1 protein-coding gene is annotated in these 437 nt (G+C 73.2%); it reads left to right on the forward strand.

Annotation, left to right across the window (positions count from 1 at the left end; all coding sequences use genetic code 11):
- Positions 1–437, forward strand: a 437-nt coding sequence (locus RNC47_RS36975; protein WP_311605250.1) for a phosphatidylglycerol lysyltransferase domain-containing protein, incomplete at both ends; no start/stop codon positions are given.

The raw sequence follows: 437 nt of genomic DNA on the forward strand, positions 1-437 counted from the left end.
GGCGGACGGGACTCGCTCGGCCACTTCGCGCTCCGCCGCGACAAGGCCGTCGTCTTCTCCCCCAGCGGCAAGGCCGCCGTCTGCTACCGGGTCGTCTCCGGGGTGATGCTGGCCGGCGGCGACCCCATCGGCGATGTGGAGGCATGGCCGGGCGCCATCGAACGGTTCATGGACGAGGCGAAGGCGCACTCCTGGACCCCGGCCGTCATGGGGTGCAGCGAGCGCGGCGGCGAGGTGTGGACCCGCGAGACCGGGCTGACCGCCCTGGAGCTGGGCGACGAGGCGGTGGTGGACGTCGCGGATTTCTCCCTGGCCGGGCGGGCCATGCGGAACGTACGCCAGATGGTGGGGCGCATCGAACGCAACGGCTACGGAACCCGGGTCCGGCGAGCACGTGACATCGGCCCCACCGAGCTGGAGCGCATCCGCCGGGCCGC

Source organism: Streptomyces millisiae (assembly GCF_031845425.1).
Classification (GTDB): Bacteria; Actinomycetota; Actinomycetes; order Streptomycetales; family Streptomycetaceae; genus Streptomyces; species Streptomyces millisiae.